19 protein-coding genes and 1 pseudogene are annotated in these 18,597 nt (G+C 38.8%); 17 read left to right on the forward strand and 3 right to left on the reverse strand.

The annotated features are described in order from the left end of the window. Positions 1-27 precede the first annotated feature (27 nt). The 6 genes from aroE to BTR25_RS03465 are packed head-to-tail and all read left to right on the forward strand — an operon-like array spanning position 28 to position 3,406. Positions 28-867, forward strand: coding sequence for a shikimate dehydrogenase (aroE, locus tag BTR25_RS03440; RefSeq protein WP_075686170.1), 840 nt, complete (start codon positions 28-30; stop codon positions 865-867). Then, a complete protein-coding gene (gene yhbY / locus BTR25_RS03445; protein WP_075686172.1) occupies positions 861-1,151 on the forward strand; it encodes a ribosome assembly RNA-binding protein YhbY in 291 nt (96 codons plus the stop codon). Before aroE ends, yhbY begins: the two co-directional genes overlap by 7 nt. Positions 1,152-1,172: 21 nt before the next feature. Beyond that, positions 1,173-1,742 (forward strand): nicotinate-nucleotide adenylyltransferase, encoded by a 570-nt coding sequence (locus tag BTR25_RS03450; protein ID WP_075686174.1) that lies wholly within the window; start codon positions 1,173-1,175, stop codon positions 1,740-1,742. Beyond that, positions 1,732-2,304, forward strand: a complete 573-nt coding sequence (gene yqeK, locus BTR25_RS03455; RefSeq protein ID WP_075686176.1) for a bis(5'-nucleosyl)-tetraphosphatase (symmetrical) YqeK — start codon at positions 1,732-1,734, stop codon at positions 2,302-2,304. Before BTR25_RS03450 ends, yqeK begins: the two co-directional genes overlap by 11 nt. After that, complete coding sequence (gene rsfS, locus BTR25_RS03460; RefSeq protein ID WP_075686178.1) at positions 2,301-2,657, forward strand: ribosome silencing factor; 357 nt, start codon at positions 2,301-2,303, stop codon at positions 2,655-2,657. Before yqeK ends, rsfS begins: the two co-directional genes overlap by 4 nt. Continuing rightward, positions 2,654-3,406, forward strand: coding sequence for a class I SAM-dependent DNA methyltransferase (locus BTR25_RS03465; protein WP_075686180.1), 753 nt, complete (start codon positions 2,654-2,656; stop codon positions 3,404-3,406). Before rsfS ends, BTR25_RS03465 begins: the two co-directional genes overlap by 4 nt. A gap of 105 nt (positions 3,407-3,511) precedes the next feature. Here BTR25_RS03465 and comER read toward each other — a convergent pair whose 3' ends face one another. Continuing rightward, positions 3,512-4,336: a late competence protein ComER gene (gene comER / locus BTR25_RS03470; protein ID WP_075686181.1), complete on the reverse strand. Its 825-nt coding sequence runs from the start codon at positions 4,334-4,336 to the stop codon at positions 3,512-3,514. Positions 4,337-4,422: 86 nt separating this feature from the next. On the opposite strand from comER, the gene BTR25_RS03475 reads away from it, so the two are divergent. The 3 genes and pseudogenes from BTR25_RS03475 to BTR25_RS03485 all read left to right on the forward strand — a co-directional run bounded on the left by BTR25_RS03475 (position 4,423) and on the right by BTR25_RS03485 (position 7,977). Beyond that, positions 4,423-5,061, forward strand: a complete 639-nt coding sequence (locus BTR25_RS03475) for a helix-hairpin-helix domain-containing protein (protein WP_075686471.1) — start codon at positions 4,423-4,425, stop codon at positions 5,059-5,061. A 76-nt stretch (positions 5,062-5,137) separates the two neighbouring features. Next, positions 5,138-5,584 (forward strand): annotated as a pseudogene (locus tag BTR25_RS03480) (ComE operon protein 2); the annotation flags it as partial. A gap of 71 nt (positions 5,585-5,655) precedes the next feature. Beyond that, complete coding sequence (locus BTR25_RS03485) at positions 5,656-7,977, forward strand: DNA internalization-related competence protein ComEC/Rec2 (RefSeq protein WP_075686185.1); 2,322 nt, start codon at positions 5,656-5,658, stop codon at positions 7,975-7,977. Between the two features lie 86 nt (positions 7,978-8,063). Here BTR25_RS03485 and BTR25_RS03490 read toward each other — a convergent pair whose 3' ends face one another. Then, entirely contained in the window at positions 8,064-8,198 is a 135-nt protein-coding gene (locus BTR25_RS03490) for a YqzM family protein (protein ID WP_075686186.1), read from the reverse strand. 309 nt (positions 8,199-8,507) lie between these two features. On the opposite strand from BTR25_RS03490, the gene holA reads away from it, so the two are divergent. Beyond that, positions 8,508-9,524 carry a DNA polymerase III subunit delta gene (holA, locus tag BTR25_RS03495; RefSeq protein ID WP_075686188.1) on the forward strand — a complete coding sequence of 339 codons (1,017 nt, stop codon included), beginning with the start codon at positions 8,508-8,510 and terminating at the stop codon, positions 9,522-9,524. 261 nt (positions 9,525-9,785) lie between these two features. Here the strand turns inward: holA and rpsT are convergent, their stop codons facing one another. Continuing rightward, positions 9,786-10,046 carry a 30S ribosomal protein S20 gene (rpsT, locus tag BTR25_RS03500; RefSeq protein ID WP_075686190.1) on the reverse strand — a complete coding sequence of 87 codons (261 nt, stop codon included), beginning with the start codon at positions 10,044-10,046 and terminating at the stop codon, positions 9,786-9,788. Between the two features lie 220 nt (positions 10,047-10,266). Here rpsT and gpr point away from each other — a divergent pair, with 220 nt between their 5' ends. From gpr to grpE, 7 genes are all read left to right on the forward strand, one after another. Further along, positions 10,267-11,391 carry a GPR endopeptidase gene (gpr, locus tag BTR25_RS03505; RefSeq protein ID WP_075686473.1) on the forward strand — a complete coding sequence of 375 codons (1,125 nt, stop codon included), beginning with the start codon at positions 10,267-10,269 and terminating at the stop codon, positions 11,389-11,391. Positions 11,392-11,647: 256 nt separating this feature from the next. After that, a complete protein-coding gene (spoIIP, locus tag BTR25_RS03515; RefSeq protein WP_075686194.1) occupies positions 11,648-12,838 on the forward strand; it encodes a stage II sporulation protein P in 1,191 nt (396 codons plus the stop codon). A gap of 16 nt (positions 12,839-12,854) precedes the next feature. Then, positions 12,855-13,181: a DUF3679 domain-containing protein gene (locus BTR25_RS03520; RefSeq protein ID WP_075686196.1), complete on the forward strand. Its 327-nt coding sequence runs from the start codon at positions 12,855-12,857 to the stop codon at positions 13,179-13,181. Between the two features lie 138 nt (positions 13,182-13,319). Further along, positions 13,320-15,155 (forward strand): translation elongation factor 4, encoded by a 1,836-nt coding sequence (lepA, locus tag BTR25_RS03525; protein ID WP_075686197.1) that lies wholly within the window; start codon positions 13,320-13,322, stop codon positions 15,153-15,155. A 177-nt stretch (positions 15,156-15,332) separates the two neighbouring features. Further along, on the forward strand, positions 15,333-16,472 hold the full coding sequence (hemW, locus tag BTR25_RS03530) for a radical SAM family heme chaperone HemW (RefSeq protein ID WP_075686198.1): 1,140 nt from the start codon (positions 15,333-15,335) through the stop codon (positions 16,470-16,472). Between the two features lie 359 nt (positions 16,473-16,831). Further along, positions 16,832-17,860, forward strand: a complete 1,029-nt coding sequence (hrcA, locus tag BTR25_RS03535) for a heat-inducible transcriptional repressor HrcA (protein WP_075686199.1) — start codon at positions 16,832-16,834, stop codon at positions 17,858-17,860. A 133-nt stretch (positions 17,861-17,993) separates the two neighbouring features. Then, positions 17,994-18,572, forward strand: coding sequence for a nucleotide exchange factor GrpE (gene grpE, locus BTR25_RS03540; protein ID WP_075686200.1), 579 nt, complete (start codon positions 17,994-17,996; stop codon positions 18,570-18,572). The last annotated feature ends 25 nt before the right edge of the window (positions 18,573-18,597 follow it).

Below are 18,597 nucleotides of genomic sequence, written 5' to 3' on the forward strand. Positions count from 1 at the left end.
GTAGAAAAAGAAATGGGGAGAAAACAGGTGAAGAAATTATTTGCTGTTTTAGGGGATCCAATTGGACATTCCATGTCGCCTGTTATGCTAAATGATTTGTTTCCTCTTTATCAAATAGATGCACATTATCATCCGTTTTTAGTAAAAAAAGAGGATTTGCAGACAGCGGTAAACGGGTTAAAGGCAATTGGAATTACTGGTTTTAATGTAACAGTACCGCATAAAAGTGATATTATACCGTTATTGGACGAAGTGGATGAACTTGCTCGAAGTATTGGTGCAGTGAATACAGTTGTGAATCAAGGTGGACGATTGATTGGTTACAATACGGATGGTCCAGGTTTCTTAAAAGGGTTAGAACCGCTGATTCCCTCCCTATCTGGAAAACGCATTCTCGTTATAGGGGCTGGAGGGGCTGCAAGAGCGATTTACTTTACTTTGGCACAACAAAGCCCAGAGACGATTGATATCGCAAATCGTACGGTCAAAAAAGCTGTAGAACTGATAGAAGCATGCCCGTTTAAAACAAATTCAAAAGCTTTGTCCATGGAAGAGGCTGGAAGAGATTTAGAATATTATAATGTCATTATCCAGACAACCTCTATCGGAATGTATCCAAAAATAGATGAAAATCCATTAGAGTTGACAAATCTAAACAGTAACGCAGTTATATGTGATATCATTTATAATCCATTAGAGACGAAATTCCTTCAGGAAGCTAAACAAAAGGGTGCGGTCATCCAAAATGGGTTAGATATGTTTGTGTTACAAGGAGCGCTCGCTTTTGAAAAATGGACGGGGATTTTCCCTGATATCCAAAGAATGAGAAATAATGTTTTAATTCAATTAGGAGGAACAAAATGTTAACAGGTAAGCAAAAAAGTTTTTTACGTTCAAAAGCTCATCACCTAGATCCGATTTTCCAGGTAGGGAAGGGCGCCGTAAACGAAAATATGATTAAGCAGGTAGCTGATGCCCTTGAAGCAAGAGAACTTTTTAAGATAAGTATCTTGCAAAATTGCGAAGAAGACAAGACGGTTGTGGCGGAGCAATTAGCTAAGGGTACGGGTGCTGAGATTGTTCAAATCATCGGGAATACGATTGTCCTATACAAGGAATCGGTTGAGAAGAAACAAATCAAACTTCCATAAGAACATAAAGGAGGCGGGTTCATGAAGAAAATTGGGATTTTGGGAGGAACCTTTGACCCACCCCATTATGGGCACCTCTTAATTGCTAATGAGGTTCTCTCAAATTTGAATCTAGATGAAATTTGGTTTATGCCCAACCATGAGCCTCCACATAAGGAAAAATCTGAGTCCATTAAAAATGAAGATCGTCTAAGAATGCTGGAGCTGGCGATATCAGGCCACTCTTCGTTTAAAATTGAGATGATTGAACTCGAAAGGTCAGGCCGCTCATATACAGTAGATACGATGAAAATCTTAAACGAACGGTTTAAGGATGATCAATTCTACTTTATAATTGGAGCCGATATGATCGAGTACTTACCAAATTGGCATCAAATTGATGAGTTAGTAAGGATTGTTCAATTTGTTGGTGTTGAAAGACCCAAGTATAGTCATGAGACGGAATATCCTGTCACTTATGTGGATGTGCCAGCGTTTGATGTTTCGTCGAGTATGATTCGGGAGAGATTAAAAACAGGAAAGACGGTTCGCTATTTACTACCTGACCCTGTTATCCGCTATATAGGGGAGAAGCATTTATATGGAACGTGAAGTGGCCTTAAAACTTGTAAAGGAACAATTGACGGAGCATAGGTACCAGCACACTGTAGGCGTTATGGATACGGCTATTGAGTTAGCGAACAGATTTGGTGCTGATGAAAAAAAGGCAGAATTAGCAGCCATTTTTCATGACTATGCAAAGTTCCGGCCCAAGGATGAAATGAAGGAGATTATTTTACAATATGGATTTCCAAAAGACCTGCTAGAATATAACTCAGAACTGTGGCATGCTCCAGCAGGGACTTATCTTGTTGAAAAGGAAGTCGGTATCCAAGATCCCGAGGTATTAGATGCAATCCGTTATCATACATCTGGCAGAGCGGGAATGACCTTGCTTGAGAAAATTATTTATCTAGCTGATTATATAGAACCAGGCAGGCATTTTCCTGGAGTGGATGAGGTTCGAGCATTGGCAAAAGAAAATCTTGAAGATGCACTAATTAAATCGCTTCAAAATACAATACTATTCTTAATGAAAAAAAAACAACCTGTGTATCCCGATACATTTTATACCTATAATGATTTGTTAAATAACAGGAGGACTGATGGATGAGTAACAAGGAATTATTAAATATCGCCGTAAAGGCAGCTGACGATAAACGAGCAGAGGATATCATGGCTTTAAATATGCAAGGTATCTCCCTAATTGCCGATTACTTTATTATTTGTCATGGTAATTCTGACAAACAGGTACAGGCTATAGCTAGGGAAATGAAGGAAAGAGCAGAAGAGCATGGCTACAGTGTAAGGAGGATGGAGGGGTTTGACGAAGCAACCTGGATCTTAATTGATCTTGGTGATGTTGTTGCCCATGTCTTCCATCGTGATGAAAGAAGCTATTATAAGCTTGAACGCTTATGGGGAGATGCTCCTTTAGAGGACATTCACAGTGAGTTAAATGCATGAGTTATCAGCAATTTGCCTACCTTTATGATGAACTAATGCAGGATGCTCCGTATTCGGAGTGGGTACGGCTGGTAAAAGACAAACAGAAAAAATACAACATTGAGGGGAAGAGCTTACTTGATTTAGCGTGTGGTACTGGTGAGCTCTCCGTTCGGTTGGCTAAAGAGGGTTTTAGTGTTACTGGGATTGATTTATCCTCCGACATGCTTGCGGTTGCACAAGCGAAAGCTGAGGCCGCAGGAGTGACCATTCCTTTTTACGAGCAAAACATGGCGGAACTAGAGGGTTTGGACTCCTTTGATGTCATAGGAATCTTTTGTGACTCCTTAAACTATTTACCATCAGCTGAAGAGGTCATACATACCTTTTCTAAGGTTTTTCAGCATTTAAAGGCTGGAGGCTTGTTTATTTTTGATGTACATTCCATTTATAAAATCAATCAGGTTTTCATAAACCAAACCTATGCGGCAGCGGATGACCACTTATCCTATATCTGGAATAGCTTTTCAGGCGAGCAGCCAAACAGTGTAGAACATGAGTTAAGCTTCTTTGTTTTAGACGAGCAATCTAATAAATACGACCGTGTGGATGAACTTCATTATCAAAGAACTTATTCCGTTCAACAATACACAAAATGGTTAGCGGAGGCTGATTTTGAACTACTAGAGGTCAGTGCGGATTTTAAGGATAGTGAGCCCCAAGGAGATTCGGAGCGAATCTTTTTTATCACACGAAAAAAGCCATCATGAAAAGATGGCTTTTTTCAGCTAATAGGAAAAACTATGGCACTCGCCTTTGGCGAATGCCAAGTTTTTCTAATTTTAAAAGAGGAATCTTGCAAAAGATGACGAATGTTAATGATTAGAGAACTGCAGCCCGACTTTTTCAATGTCTTCATGGAACTTGGCATGTGTCGCTTGAAAAAGATGCTCAAATAGATCCCCCAGCTCTTCGTCCATGACCTTTATACCCTCGCCTGTTATGCCGCCTTTAACACACACCTTTTCCTGTAAAGATGGTAATGTATAATGGCCTTGTTTTATAAGTTCTCCAAGTCCCACAATCATTTCGCTGGCCATTACAGTTGCAGTTTCTTGGTCAATTTCTGTTTCCTTTACTGCAGCTAGAATAAATCGTTGAAGCAAATAGCTAAAAAAGGCAGGACCACAGCTTACGATATCTGATGCTACTCTTGTGATCTTTTCTTCGATATTCACCGGTACGGAAATCTTCGTAAATAAATTCTCTACTTTTATCTTCCATTCATCACTGCACTGTTCTCCAAATGTTAGTAAGGATGCTCCTGTTAAGGCACGGTTCGTTATACTCGGAATAACCCTAGCAACCGAACATACCACCTTTGATTCAATTTGTTGGGTATTTATAGGACTTGTTATTGAGATCACACATTTACTGTCAGTTAAGTATGGATTGATTTCATCAAGGATTCTGTGCACGTCTATTGGTTTCACACAAACAAATACTAAATCAGTTTGAGATGCCACTTCAGTTGCATTCACCCCAACCGTTAACCCCTTGTATCTATCTTTAAGCAACATAGCCTTGGTTATAGTTCGATTTGTAATTACCATTGAAGAAGGGGAAATGGCCTTTCCTTCAATTAAAGACTCCACTAAGATTCTCCCCATGTTACCGGTCCCAATAATCCCTATTTTCATTATTCCGACCCTCCTTCGCATGCAGTATCTCTAATAACAATATGAAATCCGCTAGTTAAATATACCAAGAGAAAGGAATGATTCTGATGAAAGACTGGATAATTAAGCATAGGCTCTATGTAATAGCTGCTGTATTTGTTGCCTTTGCAGGAAGTTTTTATATTACAAATCAGCCTAATTCATCACTGTCTGATGCTGAAAATGTTCTGCCGGCAGAAATAACAGGAGGTGGGGAAGGTGAAAACCTGCACCAGCCTGACCAGGATCAAAAGCCTCCATTAGAAAACATGATGGTAGATGTTAAAGGACAAGTAAAGAAACCAGGTGTGTACCAAGCTAATCTGGGTGAAAGGATTATTGATTTGATTGGCAGAGCAGGTGGATTAACCGAACTTGCCGATGAAGCCCAAGTGAATTTTGCGGAGCACGTACAGGATGCCATGGTTATTTATATCCCCGCACAGGGAGAGGAAGGACAACTCGTAACAGGGATTTCAGGAAGCACTCAAGGATCTGCGGGTAATTTATCAGGAAAAATTAATTTGAATAAGGCAGACGAAACTGAATTACAAAACCTGCCTGGAATCGGTCCTGCAAAGGCAGCTGCCATTATTGAATATAGGGAAACTAACGGTTCATTTAAGGCAATAGAAGACTTAAAAAATATTAGTGGAATTGGTGATAAAACGTTCGAAAAACTTAAAGAACTCATTGATGTTCGGTAATGTTTCCAATTGACGATAGTAAGCATGGAACAGTAAACTTACATTATACTAAGTATGTCGATGAGGAGTGGAGTATGTGGATCGAATTTCGTGGGATCAGTATTTCATGGCACAAAGCCATTTACTAGCATTAAGAAGCACTTGTACAAGGCTTACTGTAGGCGCAACGATTGTTCGAGACAAGCGAATCATTGCAGGAGGCTATAATGGTTCCATTGCAGGGGGAGACCATTGTATTGATAAAGGCTGTTATGTAATCGATCATCATTGTGTTAGGACGATTCATGCTGAAATGAACGCACTGTTACAATGTGCGAAGTTTGGCGTACCTACAGCAGAAGCAGAAATATATGTAACTCATTTCCCTTGCCTTCAATGCTGTAAAGCGATTATTCAAGCAGGTATCAAAACCGTGTATTATGCGGAGGATTATAAAAATCATCCCCATGCAATTGAGTTATTCCAACAAGCAAATGTAAAGACAGAGAAGGTTGAGCTAAAAGAGTCCGTTATTGATTTTAGAAAAGTAAGCCCCTAAATTACACTAACGCCGACTTCCTCGGCGTTAGTCATCCTACACTTTGGAGAAAATTTATGAACGGAAAATTTATATACTTTGCCCTAGCTGCTTTATTAGGGGTCATTTCCTCGCTATCCCTCTTTTTTCCTTTCCTGCTTCTTACCATTATTTATTTTTATCTCTTATCCCAATTCAAAAAGTATTCTTCCGCCCAGATTGTTTTTGTTTTAGGTATATATGTCGTTTTCTTTATTTCCGGTCAATTTGCTGAATTGAATCAAAAAACATTGATACCAGATTCAGCAACTACCTTCGTGCTTACATACAATGAAAACCCAAAAATTGATGGTGACATGTTCCAGGTTGCCGCGATGGACGCTAGATATAAGGAAAAGGTTATCCTCCGTTATAGAATTAAGTCTGAAAAGGAAAAAGAATCTTTAAGTAACACGAATTTTTATGGGAATGTGTGCAAGGTATCAGGAAAATTAAAAAGGCCTTCAAAAGCAAAAAATCCTAATAGCTTCAACTATCGAAATTATTTAGCTACAAAACAGATTTTTTGGATTGTTGAAGCACAAAACAACCCAAGTCAAAATTGTGCACAAATCAAGCCCTCTCCAGTAACCTTAATCAAGGAATTAAGATTTACAGGAATTAATTACCTCGAAAATACTTTTCCTCCAGAGATTGCCTCACTTTCAGCTGCGTTAATTTTTGGTGACAGAAGCTTACTTTCCCCTGATGTATTAACAGCCTATCAAAGGACTGGAATTGTTCATTTACTTGCTATTTCTGGTTTGCATGTTTCCTTATTAATTGGCATGTTTTTTTACCTAGGGATACGGTTTGGGTTAACCAGGCAATTTATGACAGATTTACTTCTCGTTATTCTCCCGTTCTATGCGATTCTGACCGGAGCTTCTCCATCTGTTATTCGAGCAGTTGTAATGGTTTTTTTAGTGATGATTATTCTAAAATATAACAGGCAAGTTAAATTGTCTTCTCTTGATGCAGTTAGTCTGACCTTCATAATTTACTTGTTTTTTTCTCCGACTATTTTATTCGATGCGGGATTTCAGTTATCTTTTTCTGTCAGTTTTGCGATTATTCTCTCTGTCTCCTATATCCTTCCTAACTGCAATCATCCAGTCCTATCAATGCTGGCCGTCTCGATTATTGCCCAGCTTTCAGCACTTCCGATTTTGCTGTATCATTTTTTTGAAGTATCCTTTATAAGCGTTGCAGCTAATCTTTTGTATATTCCACTTTTTTCATTTATACTACTTCCTGGTTTGTATCTGTTATTTTTTATCCAAATCAGCTTCCATGATGTACCAATGCTCTTTATTTATTTCTTCATAAAAATGATCTCCCTTGCTAACGGGTTAATTGAACATCTTGCCACGTACTCTGCCTTTAGGCTGGTACCTGGCAGACCGGCTTGGATCATGTTGGTCATTTATGTTTTGCTTATTTTAGCGCTGTTTTTTTCTTGGGAGGCTAAGGTTTTTATAAGGAAAAAACTGCTGATACCTGTGTTAGTGGTTATGCTGGTTGTTTTTCAAGTAACCTGCAACTGGTTAAATCCTTACGGGGAAGTGACGATGATTGATGTTGGACAAGGTGACAGTATATTCATTCGCTTTCCCTTTGGTAAGGGGACTTATTTAGTTGATGCCGGAGGAACGATTCAATTTCCTGAAGAGGAATGGAAAAAGGATGAGAAACCAATTGAAGTTGGACGTGATGTGGTAGTTCCCTTTTTAAAAGGAAAAGGAATCACAAAAATTGATAAATTAATTCTTACACATGGTGATATGGACCATATTGGCGGTGTATTTTCAATCATAAATGAAGTAAAAGTGAAAGAAATTATCATGCCGGCTGTAGCGGAACCATCAGATACGGAAATGGCAATTATTCGATTAGCTGCTGAAAAGGGGATCCCTATTGTAAAAGTGTCAGAAGGCAGCCGATGGTATTGCGGAAAAAGTCTATTTTATGTTCTAGGTCCAGAAAAAAATTATCAGGGGGAACGGAATAGCGGTTCAATCGCTTTTTTTGCTAATATTGGTGGTCTTAACTGGTTTTTTGGCGGGGATCTTGACAAGGTAGGAGAAGAGGAGATTTTTAGAAAATATCCCAATTTAAAAATTGATGTTTTAAAGGCAAGTCATCATGGCAGTGAAACCTCAACAAGCCAGGTTTTTGTAAATAAACTAAAACCTAAGATATCCCTCATTTCTGCAGGAGAAAATAATCGATATGGGCATCCACATCAGGAGGTTTTAAATCGTTTAAAAGATTCCAACATATATCGAACGGATCAACAGGGGGCCATAACCTACCGTTTTCTTCGTAATCATGGAACCTTTTCAACCTATTTGCCATAGGATAGAGCAACATAACTCTTCGGGTAAAGAGCAAAGAGACTGCAGTTGTATGCAGTCTCCAAACAATACATTATGTAGCCAAACAATTAAGAGCCGATCACGCTAATAACAGTTGCAATTAAGAACATGGTTGCAAAAAAACCAAAAGAAACGACAAATCCTACCCCAGAATCGATTGCATCGTTACGTTTACTTTGCACATTTTTTTCAAATTCGTTCACAGTATACCCCTCCTATTTTCACCATTTAGTATAAGCTATTTTTTTAAAAAAATCCAGTATACTTCAAATACTGGTTTCCTTTATTAGCAAGAGTTGACACAAATACTTTCTCTCTTGCGGGTGAAACTAATTCTACAAAAGGAATCCCGCCAAGCGACAAAAGTTCCTAGGGCTTTTGTTGCCGGCGTTCATCATAGATTGGGAATTGGCGCCTGTTCCGAAGGTTGCCAATTCCCTTTAACCTCTTGTCAAATTGTCCAAGCTTCATTACGATAGAGTGGTAAGTGAAATAAGAGGGAGCGTAAGGACATGGTTTTAGAAATTTGGAAGCAGATTAAACAACGGGAAATTGCTCCCATTTATTTATTATATGGAACAGAAGCATTTTTGATTAATGAAACAAAGCAAATGGTTCTTAATCAGGTATTGGATGAAGAAGATAAGGATTTTAATTTTTCTGCATATGATCTAGAAGAAACCCCGATTGAACTAGCTATTGAAGATGCTGAAACCTTTCCCTTTCTAGGAGAAAGGAAAGTAATCTTTTTACATAACCCCATTTTCTTAACTGCAGAAAAGTCTAAAGAAAAAATCGATCACAACATATCTAGATTTGAAGCTTACTTAAAAGAGCCGGCACCATATACGGTAATGGTAATCTCGGCCCCATATGAAAAGCTAGACGAACGTAAAAAGATTACAAAGGAATTAAAAAGAAATGCCGTAATCGTCGAAGCGAAAAAATTAAATGAACATGAGTTAAAGAACTGGGTAAAAGATCGGTCAAAGATCAATGGAATTGTGTTCGAGCCTGATGCCCTTGAGATGTTGATAGCACTGGTCGGGACTAATATGTTCATGCTTACAAGTGAGGTAGATAAATTAGCTCTATATGCATCTGATAAAGAAAGAATCTCGGTCGAGGTAGTTGAGAAATTAGTTTCCAGGTCGCTTGAACAGAATATATTTACCTTAATTGAAAAAGTAGTTCAGAGGAAACTTGAGGAAGCATTAAGAATTTATTATGATTTACTGAAGCAAAATGAGGAACCAATTAAAATCCTTGCGCTACTCGCAGGGCAGTTCAGGCTCATCTATCAAGTAAAAGAGCTATCAAGAAGAGGCTATGGACAGCAGCAAATTGCAGGCTATTTAAAAACGCATCCCTTCCGGGTAAAACTCGCAGCAGGACAAGCAGGTAAATTTACCGATGAAGACCTAAAACAAATCATGGAACTACTAGCAGACGCCGACTACCAAATGAAAACTGGCGGAATGAACAAATCCCTTTTAATCGAAATGTTGTTGTTTAAATTAAAAAGATAAATAAAAAAACGATTCCTTTATGGGAATCGTTTTTTATATACTCTTATTGTCCAGCTCCAGCACCCTAGCGGCTAGTGTCATTCGCACTCCGCCCTACGATAAGTCAACATCGAATCGCAAAAACCGCTCTTCGTGTTTCCTTTATCTCAGTTGGAGGGCTCCATAAGGAAGGCTTCGGCAGCATAATCATCGCACGAAGGAAAAAGCGTTAGCTTTTTTCGAGGAGGCCATACACCGCTGACCAGGGTGCTTCCGCTTTTCTTATAGAGAGTTAGCTTTTTTTGCAAGACGTGATTTTTTACGAGCAGCAGCATTTTTGTGGATAAGACCCTTAGCAGCAGCCTTGTCTAATTTACTAGCAGCTGATGCGAACGCTTCTTTAGCAACAGGAGCATCGTTAAGAGTAACAGCAGCTTCGGCTTTCTTAACAGCAGTACGCATTGCAGATTTTGCAGTTGTATTTTGAGCATTACGAGCTTCGCTTGTTTTTACACGTTTAATAGCAGATTTAATGTTAGGCATTACATTCACCTCCTACAAAGAATCGAGATACTATATGAACTCGACTTTACCTCATTCACAATTAATCAGAACAAGAGATATTTTATCAAATAAGACCTTAATTTGCAATACTAGAATTACTTACCTGAAATAATAACTTGAATGTTTTAGACGAAAAGGGGCCAAAATAGGGAATAGTTTAGTTAATTGGATGGGAGCGATCTACTGTATGAGTAAGAATATGGATTCGAATATCGATTTAAGCCAGTACTCTATTAGAACAGACCTAGCAATTGAAGCTAGGGAAATGGTCATTGCTAATCGGACAGGCTCTGTGCAGCAGGAAGAAGACCTATCCCAAATAGAAGGCGTTGTCATTAAAGAAAAAGATATTGATGATATAAAAATTTCATTGGTAGAAGTAACCGGTGAAGGGGCGAAACAGCTTGGAAAGAAAGCAGGACGTTATTTAACCGTGGAAGTTCAGGGAATTCGCCAACAAGATACAGAGTTACAGCAAAAAGTGGAAGAAATTTTCGCAAAGGAATTTTCTCATTTTTTAGAAGGAGCCGGAATAAAAAAAGATGCATCATGTCTTGTTGTAGGGCTTGGAAATTGGAATGTGACTCCAGATGCCCTTGGTCCAATGGTCTGTGAGAATTTATTAATTACAAGACATTTATATCAATTACAACCAGAAAGCGTCGAGGAAGGCTATCGCTCTGTAAGCTCTTTGGTGCCTGGAGTTATGGGATTAACCGGAATTGAAACGAGCGACATCATATTTGGCGTTGTGGAAAAAACAAAGCCTGATTTTGTTATTGCGATTGATGCGCTGGCAGCAAGATCAATTGAAAGAGTTAATTCAACTATCCAAATTTCCGATACAGGTATTCATCCTGGATCTGGTGTAGGGAATAAGAGAAAAGAATTAAGTAAAGAAACCCTAGGCGTCCCGGTTATTGCAATTGGTGTACCTACAGTAGTAGATGCTGTATCCATTACCAGTGATACGATTGACTTCATATTGAAGCATTTTGGTAAAGAACTCAAGGAAGGAAATCGTCCTTCGAGAGCACTGGCACCTGCGGGAATGACATTTGGTAAGCGTAAAAAACTGACAGAGGAAGACCTTCCAGATGAAAAGCATCGTCAAACCTTCCTTGGGATGATCGGAACCTTAGAGGAAGAAGAAAAGCGGAAGTTAATTTCCGAAGTACTTTCTCCGCTGGGACATAATTTAATGGTCACGCCGAAAGAGGTAGACGTTTTCATTGAAGACATGGCCAATCTTGTGGCAAGTGGATTAAATGCTTCCCTGCATAGTGCAGTTAATCAAGATAACGCTGGATTCTATACAAGGTAGATCTCGAATTGAGTAACTAGAAAATGCGAGGCCAGAAAAAATGTGAAACGAGTGGATGCGGTCCTCATGAAAGGTTCATGAGGACTGAAAAAGGGAAACACGAGTCGATTCGGTCTTCATGAAAGGTTTTTGGATCTCCGAAAGGAAAATAAAGTCCTCACGAAACTTCCTGCCGGTGATATAGTCAATTTTTATTGGTTCTACTAATTCTAGTAATGTCATAGTATTTACTAGAATTGAATTGAGAGGTGGAACCATGAAATCTACTAGGACTCCAAGTATGTTCGTGACGGTACAAGCGACTAATCTTATCAAAATTACCTCTGCTCTGCTGCTGTTTATTGTATTAGTGTTCTCAATCAGCGGGTTATTAACATCGTTAAAGCCCCAATATAGGATCTCTTCCTCATCAGTGAACTCAGCGGCAGACAAAATAAATGGTGAATGGTTATACCAGTTGATGGCGTGGGAAAATCATCATTTCTTATCAGTTAAAGATGATTTATCAGCAAGTCCCAAGCTGACAAATTTAATTTTTAGTCTATCGAATAATATTAATTTGGATGACCCGAGAAGTTTGTTGGGAAGAGAACTCCCAGGGTTTTATCAGTTTGATGGCGAAATTGTAATAGCAGGAATAGGTTCGAATTATACGAATATGCCTATGGAATCTGCGCCGCCAATTGAAGTAATGCAAGCAGAACGAGAGGCAGCTCTGCAGAATTTAGAGGGAATAGAGGGTAGTGATGAAGGAAAAACACCTACTCCTCCTACCCTTACAACAGGAGATAAGAAAGTTGTTCACCTTTACTTTACTCATAATCGTGAGTCCTATTTACCTTATTTGCAAGGGGTAACCGATCCCAACCTTGCTTATCATTCACAATTGAATGTTACGAAGGTGGGAGATCAGCTTAAAGCGGGCTTAGAGGAAAGAGGTATAGGAACAACCATTGATAAAACAGATGTTATGGGGACTGTAAAAATGGCCAGTACCTATTGGAAGTCAGGAGAACTGGTTCAGTCTGCTATGGCAACGAACCGTGATATAAAGTATTTAATTGACATTCACAGAGATGCTCGTCGAGGAGACAAAACGAAAGTGAGGGTTAATGGTCAATCGTATGCACAGGTCGTTTTTGTCGTAGGCGGTAAAAATCCTAATTATGAAAAAAATGAAAAGATAGCAACCGAACTCCATAATCTTTTAGAAAAAAAATATAAAGGTTTAAGCTGGGGAGTTATGAAAAATCAAGGTGCCGGACAAAATGGTGTCTACAATCAAAATTTATCTGAAAATGCACTGTTGATTGAATTCGGCGGTGTGGATAATAATTTTGAAGAATTAAACCGTTCAGCTGAAGCACTAGCAGATGTCTTTAGTGAGTATTTCTGGCAGGCCGAAAAAGTCAATTACGATGTTGAGGGTTCGACAAATAAGGAATAGAGGCAGGGTTCATTTTATGAAAATGTTCATGATGAAAGCAATTTGTATAGCGGCTCTCATGTTTATCTCTGTATTGGCAGGCATGCAATTGGCTAATGATGGCATTCACAAGATGAAAGGCTATGACGATCCGAATTTCCAAAGAGCCGTTGCCCTCAATGACAATGGTGAGCAAATAACCGCAACATTCTTAGGCAACGATCTTTCTAGTCATGATTTAGATGAAAAAAAGAAAAAACTAGAAGAAATGAATGCCTATAATGTCTTCTCATCATTAGGGAAAAATATCTCTGAGGGCGTATCATCTTTATCGGGGCATCTGATTAAGTTAATAACCGAATAAAAAATGAAGCGGTGCCGTAGTGGGTTCCGCTTTTCTATTGGGAATTTACTCCTTCCTTCAGTTTTAATTGAATCTTGATTTCTCTACTGATATAATCAAAAATAGTGTACATGCGCGAGTATAGTAGGAGTGAACGACTTGAATAGAGAAGATAGACTTAAACGACAATCAAAAATTAGAAACTTTTCCATTATCGCTCATATTGATCATGGAAAATCAACATTAGCAGACCGTATTTTGGAAAAAACAAACGCACTAACCTCCCGTGAAATGAAAGACCAGTTACTAGATTCAATGGACCTCGAAAGAGAACGCGGGATTACTATTAAGTTAAATGCAGTCCAATTAAGATACAAAGCGAAAGATGGAGAAGAATACACTTTCCATCTGATTGATACCCCTGGGCACGTCGATTTTACATATGAGGTATCAAGAAGTCTTGCAGCCTGCGAAGGGGCTGTTTTAGTTGTTGACGCTGCCCAAGGAATTGAGGCACAGACACTTGCAAACGTTTATCTAGCATTAGATAACAATCTTGAAATCTTACCTGTAATCAATAAAATTGACTTGCCAAGTGCTGAGCCAGAAAGAGTCCGTGCTGAAATTGAAGATGTAATTGGATTGGACGCTTCGGAGGCTGTGTTAGCGTCGGCTAAAGCAGGAATCGGAATTGAAGAGATACTCGAACAAATAGTAAAAACCGTTCCGGCCCCAATAGGAGATCCAGAAGCTCCCTTAAAGGCATTAATATTCGATAGTTTGTATGATGCATATCGGGGCGTTGTTGCTTATATCCGTGTCATGGAAGGTACCGTAAAAGTCGGCGATAAAATTAAAATGATGGCAACGGGTGCTGAATTCGAAGTGAACGAAGTTGGCGTTTTCACACCAAAAGCGACACAACGTGAAGAGCTCACGGTGGGCGATGTAGGATTCTTAACTGCTTCGATTAAAAATGTTGGCGATACTCGTGTTGGTGATACAATTACTAATGCAAAAAATGGTGCGACTGAAGCGCTTCCGGGTTATCGTAAGCTAAATCCAATGGTTTATTGTGGACTTTATCCAATTGATACCGCTAAATTTAATGACCTGCGTGAAGCACTCGAGAAGCTCCAGTTGAATGATTCAGCTCTTCAATTTGAGCCAGAGACATCACAAGCTTTAGGATTTGGTTTCCGCTGTGGTTTCTTAGGACTTCTCCATATGGAAATCATCCAGGAGCGGATTGAGCGTGAGTTTAAGATTGATTTAATTACAACAGCACCAAGCGTTATCTATGATGTATATATGACGGATGGCACTTTATTAAAAGTGGACAATCCATCGAACCTTCCGGATCCACAGAAAATTGATCGGGTTGAAGAGCCTTATGTAAAAGCAACGATGATGGCACCGAATGAATATGTTGGAGCAATTATGGAACTTTGTCAGCAAAAACGTGGAATCTTTATTGATATGCAATATCAAGGGGAAAATCGAGTCGGTATCGTCTATCAAATCCCATTAGCCGAAATCGTTTATGATTTCTTTGATCAATTAAAGTCTAGTACAAGAGGGTATGCTTCTTTTGATTATGAGTTAATTGGTTACAAACCATCTAGCCTGGTTAAAATGGACATATTATTAAATAATGAAAAGGTAGACGCATTAAGCTTTATTGTCCATAAAGACTTTGCTTATGAACGTGGGAAGGTTATTGTTGAAAAGCTAAAAGAGTTAATCCCTAGACAGCAATTCGAGGTTCCTATTCAGGCGGCTATTGGGCAAAAGATTGTTGCTCGTTCGACGATTAAAGCAATGCGTAAAAACGTTTTAGCAAAATGTTACGGCGGAGATATCTCTCGTAAGCGTAAACTACTTGAGAAGCAAAAAGAAGGTAAAAAGCGAATGAAACAGGTTGGTTCTGTTGAAGTTCCACAAGAAGCCTTCATGGCCGTATTAAAAATGGACGATACCAATACTAAGAAATAACGAAGCGGAGGTCGGGACTTGTCTACAAAGGCGAAATCCCGCCTTTTTTTGGCTATTAGGAAAGTATAAAAATTTTCAAATTTATACTTTCCTAATGCATAAGAAAAACCAAGGCACTCGCCTTAAGGACTTGGCGAATGCCAAGTTTTTCTAATTATAGGAAAGAAGGAAAATGACATGATTCACGCGGCTTATCTGCATATCCCTTTTTGTGAGCATATATGCCACTATTGTGATTTTAATAAGGTATTTCTTAAAAATCAGCCGGTAGATGAATATTTACTAGCATTAGAAAAAGAAATGGTGCTTACTCTTCAAAAGGATCCAACCAACCAACTCGAAACGATTTTCGTCGGTGGTGGTACGCCCACGTCGTTAAATGAGCAGCAGCTTGGTCGTTTTTGTGAAAGCATCAACAAACATTTACCAATGAGCGAAGACGTTGAATTTACCTTTGAAGCGAATCCTGGGGATTTAACGAAAGAGAAATTACAAATATTAAAGGATGCGGGAGTTAATCGGCTTAGCCTTGGCGTCCAAACCTTTAACGATGAACTTTTAAAAAGTATCGGCCGGTCTCACCGTGCAAAAGATGTCTACAAAACAATTGAACTAGCCAAGGCTATTGGTTTCAATAATCTAAGCATTGACTTAATCTTTAGTCTGCCAACTCAAACAATCAACGATTTTCAAGAATCATTATCAGAAGCTTTCAAGCTTGATATTCAGCACTATTCTGCTTATTCACTTATTATTGAGCCAAAGACGGTGTTCTACAACCTTATGCAAAAAGGCAAACTGCCTACGCCTGGTGAGGATGTTGAAGCAACCATGTACGAGATGCTAATGGAGGAAATGGACAAGCATGATTTTCACCAATATGAAATTAGTAATTTCTCTAAGCCGGGCTATGAAAGCAAGCATAATCTTACGTATTGGAAAAATGAGTATTATTATGGGTTTGGTGCCGGAGCTCACAGTTACGTAAATGGCTGGAGACGATCGAATGCAGGTCCATTAAAGAAGTACATTGAACAGATTGAGTATGGGAAACTGCCTATATTTCAAGAAAACGAAGTGTCAATCACGGAACAAATGGAAGAAGAAATGTTTTTAGGTCTTCGTAAAACGGATGGTGTGTTAATCAGTCATTTCCTTAAAAAATTTGGCAAAGACCCTTTGGAATTATTTAAGAATGAACTTGAAGAATTAGTTAGGAAAAAATGGATAGAAATTGAAGACGGTAAAATATTTTTAACTAAAAAGGGCCGACTATTAGGAAATGAAGTATTTCAAACATTTATAGGAGCCGTCTAATGCGCTTTCGCTTTTCTTTTGTCTAGCTACAGCGCCTAGCCCCTCGAGTCATAAGCCAATCCGTCAAGAAGGTTAAAGAGCAACCTTCTCGCCGGCTCGTCTTATGCTGGTCGGGGCTGACCAAGGCGCTTTCGCTTTTCTTTTGTCTAGCTACAGCGCCTAGCCCCTCGAGTCATAAGCCAATCCGTCAAGAAGGTTAAAGAGCAACCTTCTCGCCGGCTCGTCTTATGCTGGTCGGGGCTGACCAAGGCGCTTTCGCTTTTCTTTTTATCAAATGATTGACACCATCCCCTTTTATTTGATAATTTATTAATAGAATTAGCACTCAACTAATATGAGTGCTAACAGAGGTGATGAATGTGTTATCGGATCGTCAATTATTGATTCTTCAGGTTATTGTTGATGATTTCATTCGATCTGCGCAACCTGTCGGCTCAAGAAGCTTGTCGAAAAAAGATGAAATTTCATTTAGCTCCGCGACCATTCGAAATGAAATGGCTGATTTGGAGGAGTTGGGCTTTATCGAAAAAACCCATACCTCCTCTGGGCGTGTTCCGTCAGAAAAAGGTTACCGCTATTATGTGGATCATTTGCTGTCTCCTCAGGCCTTAAACAAGAAGGATGTTTCGGTTATTCAATCGATCTTTGCCGAAAGACTTTTTGAATTTGAAAAAATTATTCAAAAATCCGCAAAAATCTTATCTGAACTAACCAACTACACTTCAATCGTTCTTGGACCAGCAGCTAGTTTGAATAAACTAAAGAGAATACAAATTATTCCCTTAAACAAAGAAACTGCTGTAGCAATCTTTGTTACTGATACAGGTCATGTCGAGAACCGAATGTTTTATTTACCGCCTAATGTAGACGTGAGTGACTTAGAGAAAACAGTTAACATTCTAAATGAACGTTTAGCTGGTGTTCCGCTTGAAGACTTGAATGATAAGATTTACAAAGAAGTAGCCGTGTTGTTGAGGCAACATATCCATAATTACGATTTGCTTTTGTATACAATTGCTGACTCACTCAAAATGCCGGTAAATGAAAAACTTTTCTTTGGCGGGAAAACGAATATGTTAAGTCAACCAGAGTTTCATGATATTAGTAAAATCCGTACTCTTCTTCAAATGATTGATCAGGAAGAATGGATTTATAATCTGATTAAAAAAGACTCCGCTGGAATCAATGTAAAGATTGGTCGGGAAAACAACAATAGTGTCATGGAGAACTGTAGTTTAATTACCGCCGCATATTCTGTCGGAACTGAGAAACTTGGAACAATTGCCATTATTGGTCCAACTCGAATGGAATATTCCAGAGTCATTAGTTTATTGCAGTTCTTAAGCAAGGATTTAACAGCAGTATTAACAAAGCTGTATCAAAAATAATCACGCTGGAAATATTGAGTAAGGGTGAATGTTTAGGCACCACTCAGGGTGAAAGGTTATTTCACCCCTATTTCCATGAATAATATCCCCTTTTTAATAGAATGAATCTTATCCTTTAAGGGAGGTGAGTAAGTTGACAAATGAGAAAAACACATTAAATGAAGAACTTGTTACTGAAACGAATGCAAATGAGGCTGAACTTACCGAGGAAGAAACAGTTGAAGCTGTTTTTGCGGAAGAAGAAACTTCTACTGAGGACACAAATTCTGAACTTCAGTCGCTCATCAATAAATTAGAGGAAGCAGATAATCGCTACCTAAGGCTTCAGGCTGATTTTGATAATTTCCGCCGCCGTACTCGATTAGATGCAGAGGCTAGTGAAAAATATAAAGCACAAAAATTAGCTTTAGAATTATTACCGGCTTTAGATAATTTCGAAAGAGCACTTAAAATCGAAGTTGATTCTGAACAAACCCAAAGTTTGCTGCAAGGAATGGAAATGGTCTACCGCAGTTTGGTTGAAGCCTTGAAAAAAGAGGGTGTTGAATCAATCGAGGCAGTAGGTATGGAATTTAATCCGCATTTCCATCAAGCAGTTATGCAGGTAGAAGATGAAAATTACGGTTCCAATATTGTAGTAGAGGAATTTCAAAAAGGATATATGATAAAAGACCGTGTGCTTCGTCCAGCAATGGTAAAAGTAAATCAATAAGTCTACATATAAAGATTTAGGAGGA

Source organism: Bacillus sp. MRMR6 (assembly GCF_001940785.1).
Classification (GTDB): Bacteria; Bacillota; Bacilli; order Bacillales; family Cytobacillaceae; genus Neobacillus.

Bases quoted from the DNA above. Each gene is read 5' to 3' on its own strand.
- yhbY (WP_075686172.1), top strand. From the start codon at position 861: ATGTTAACAGGTAAGCAAAAAAGTTTTTTACGTTCAAAAGCTCATCAC.
- BTR25_RS03450 (WP_075686174.1), top strand. From the start codon at position 1,173: ATGAAGAAAATTGGGATTTTGGGAGGAACCTTTGACCCACCCCATTAT.
- yqeK (WP_075686176.1), top strand. From the start codon at position 1,732: ATGGAACGTGAAGTGGCCTTAAAACTTGTAAAGGAACAATTGACGGAG.
- rsfS (WP_075686178.1), top strand. From the start codon at position 2,301: ATGAGTAACAAGGAATTATTAAATATCGCCGTAAAGGCAGCTGACGAT.
- BTR25_RS03465 (WP_075686180.1), top strand. From the start codon at position 2,654: ATGAGTTATCAGCAATTTGCCTACCTTTATGATGAACTAATGCAGGAT.
- comER (WP_075686181.1), bottom strand. From the start codon at position 4,336: ATGAAAATAGGGATTATTGGGACCGGTAACATGGGGAGAATCTTAGTG.
- BTR25_RS03475 (WP_075686471.1), top strand. From the start codon at position 4,423: ATGAAAGACTGGATAATTAAGCATAGGCTCTATGTAATAGCTGCTGTA.
- BTR25_RS03485 (WP_075686185.1), top strand. From the start codon at position 5,656: ATGAACGGAAAATTTATATACTTTGCCCTAGCTGCTTTATTAGGGGTC.
- holA (WP_075686188.1), top strand. From the start codon at position 8,508: ATGGTTTTAGAAATTTGGAAGCAGATTAAACAACGGGAAATTGCTCCC.
- rpsT (WP_075686190.1), bottom strand. From the start codon at position 10,046: ATGCCTAACATTAAATCTGCTATTAAACGTGTAAAAACAAGCGAAGCT.
- gpr (WP_075686473.1), top strand. From the start codon at position 10,267: ATGGATTCGAATATCGATTTAAGCCAGTACTCTATTAGAACAGACCTA.
- spoIIP (WP_075686194.1), top strand. From the start codon at position 11,648: ATGAAATCTACTAGGACTCCAAGTATGTTCGTGACGGTACAAGCGACT.
- BTR25_RS03520 (WP_075686196.1), top strand. From the start codon at position 12,855: ATGAAAATGTTCATGATGAAAGCAATTTGTATAGCGGCTCTCATGTTT.
- hemW (WP_075686198.1), top strand. From the start codon at position 15,333: ATGATTCACGCGGCTTATCTGCATATCCCTTTTTGTGAGCATATATGC.